Consider the following 2897-nt stretch of genomic DNA (forward strand, 5'->3'; position numbering starts at 1 on the left):
TAGCTCAAGAGCTCGCCCTTCTGCATGTCGAAGTACCAGCCGTGCAGATACACGTGGCCGGTCATCACCCGCTCCCACAGCCAGGGGAAGGTCAGCAGGTTCTCGAGCGAGACCAGCACGGAGGCCTGTTCGCAGGCGCGCTGGCGCACGTCGTGGTCCTTGTCCGGCAGCTTGGCCGAGACTTCGTTCAGGGCGGCCTCGGCGATTTTCACCCAGGGGGCGATGAATTCTCCCAGGCCCTCGCGCTCCGGGGTCATGAGGGCATTGATGCCGCCGCAGCAGGAGTGCCCCAGCACGATGACGTGCTCCACCTGAAGCACCTTCACCGCATATTCCAGCGCGGCGCTGACGCCGTGGCGGCCGGGCGCGTTCTCGTACGGGGGCACCAGGTTGGCCACGTTGCGCACCACGAACATGTCGCCGGGCTCCACGCCCAGCAGCAGCGCCGGGTCCACGCGGGAATCGGAGCAGGCGATGACCAGCACCTTGGGGTTCTGAGCCTTGTTCAGGTCGTTGAAAAGTTCATTGTCGCCGCAGAAATAGGTGCGCTGGAAAATCTTGAAGCCGGAAAGGAAGCGGGCGATGTCCTTCATGAACGCTGTGTCTCCAATGGGCAGGGATGAGTGACGGCGACGCGCGGGGCGAGCGCCTGCCCGCAAGTGTAGGGCAAAGCGCCCGGAAGCTCAAGACTCGCCCAGGCCATGAAAAAGGCGGCCCCTCGCCCCGTGGAGTAGGGGGGGAGCCGCCTGTGTGAGCGGAGTGCCTGCGCGGCGGGCTAGTTGTGGCCCGCTTCCTCGCGCAGCTGGGTGATGAGCGAGTCCAGGATCTGGGCCTGGCGCGACAGTTCGTCCACGGCCCTGGCCGCCTGGCCCATGGCCTCGGAGGTCTCGTGGGCGATGGTGCTCACCTGCTCGATGGAGTGGCTGATTTCCTCGCTTGCGGCGGACTGCTGTTCACTTGCCGTGGCGATGGAGCGCACCTGATCGCTGGCCGCGTCCACCAGCTGCACGATTTCATGGAGCGCCCGGCCGGACTGGTCGGCCAGATCCGTGGCCTCGGTGATGAGCTTCACAGACTTGTCCACACCGTCCACGTTGGCCCGCGTGCCGTCCTGGATGCCCCGGATGGCGTCGCCCACCTCCTTGGTGGCGGTCATGGTCTTCTCGGCCAGCTTGCGCACTTCGTCCGCCACCACCGCAAATCCGCGTCCGGCGTCGCCCGCGCGCGCGGCCTCGATGGCGGCGTTCAAGGCCAGCAGGTTGGTCTGGTCGGCGATGTCGCTGATGACGTTCATGATCTGGCCGATGTCCTCGGCCTGCTTGCCGAGTGTGCCCATGTCGGCCTTGAGCTTCGTGGTCTGCTGCTGCACGTCGCTCATGCCGCTCATGACCTTCTGCACCACCTGCGCGCCATCCTGGGCCTTCTTGCGCGCGCCGTCGGAGGTCTCCGCCGCCTGGCTGGCGTTCTTGGCCACCTCAAGCACGGTGGCGTTCATCTCCTCCATGGCCGTGGCCGTCTCGGTGATGCGCATGGCCTGGCGCCCCGCGCCCTTGTTCGATTCGCCGATCTGGGCGGAAAGCTGGGCCGAGGCCGAGGTGACGATGCCCACGATGGCCTCCAGCTTGCCCGCCGCGGCCAGCATGCCCTCGCTCTTGGCGCGGTCCGCCCGGGCGCGCGCTTCCTCGGCCTCGAGGGTGGCTTTTGCGGCGCGGGCCGACTCCGCGTTGGCCTGCGCGCTCTTGGTGTCGGCCTCTTCGATTTTCGCCTTGAGGCTGGCGACCATGGTGTTCAGGTTGTTCGCCAGTTTGCCGATTTCATTGGCCGAGCCCACGGTCAGGGTTTGGTTCAGGTTGCCGCCCGCCACGTCTGAGGCGAATTCTTCAAGTCTGCGCAGTGGTTTGACGACGATTTTGTCCAGGGCGAACAGGCTGGCGGCGATGAGCGCCGCAATGGCGAAGACGCCCAGCATGATCATGAAATTGCGCTGTGCTTGCGCCTGCGCCTGGATCTCCTCCAGGTTCATGGCAAAGGCCAAGACCCAGTTCCAGCCTTGCACGCGCGACCAGACGACCAGCTTCTCCTTGCCGTCTCTCGTGTAGGAGCCCGTTCCCTCCGGGGCGGAGAGCAGGGCCGACATTCCGGGGTCGGCGGAAACATCCTTGAGCAGCAGATTGCGGTCCGGGTGGCCGTTGATGACGCCCTTGGGCGACAGGAGGTAGGGATAGCCGGTTTTGCCGAGTTTGGTGGTCTCGATGAAATCCGCGATGAGCTTGTCGAGGGTGTAGGACATGCCCACGCCGCCCACGACCTGGCCGGAGTCGTCGAGAATCGGGGTGGTGACGCTGACGATGAGCTTGCCGGTGGCGATGCTTTTCGAAGCCTCCTCGCTGAAGCCGTCCTTGCCCTGGAGCGAGTCCTTGACGTACTGGCGCGCGGACAGGTCGTTCACCGCGGCGGATTTGCCCTGGGCCATCAGGATGACCTGCTTCCCCTGCCTGTCGTACAAATAGAACGTGTTCACGTCCTGGGACGACAGGGACATGGCCTGGATGATCTCCCGCGCAGCAGCCTCATCCTTGCCGGAGAGGAGGAAGTTCCGCAGGCTCGGAGCCTTGGCCGCGCCGCGCACCTTCTCCATCTGCTGCACGCCGAATGAAGCGGTGGACTTGGAGATGGTGGAAACCACCAGCGCCATCTCGTGCTTCTCGGATTCGATGTTCGCCTCGTAGGTCGAGTCGGCCACAAAGAACACCAGCGCCGACTGGATGAGAAGGACGACAACGCCGACTATGAGCGCGATCGTCGTCCTGATGCTTTTTGTCTTCACGTCATTCTCCAAAGTTTGAAACGTTTTCCTCACAGCAGGTGAGGGTGCAAAACAGGCGCAGGGACAAGCC

General features: G+C 64.6%; 2 protein-coding genes. Both read right to left on the reverse strand.

Annotated elements, in window-relative coordinates; translation table 11 throughout:
- Positions 1-593: carbonic anhydrase (locus tag VN419_RS08995; RefSeq protein WP_325646669.1), on the reverse strand; the 593-nt coding region annotated here is incomplete at its 3' end.
- A gap of 182 nt (positions 594-775) precedes the next feature.
- Entirely contained in the window at positions 776-2827 is a 2052-nt protein-coding gene (locus VN419_RS09000) for a methyl-accepting chemotaxis protein (protein WP_325646671.1), read from the reverse strand.
- Between the last annotated feature and the right edge of the window lie 70 nt (positions 2828-2897).

Origin of the sequence: Humidesulfovibrio sp. (assembly GCF_035560995.1) — a bacterium.
Classification (GTDB): Bacteria; Desulfobacterota; Desulfovibrionia; order Desulfovibrionales; family Desulfovibrionaceae; genus Humidesulfovibrio.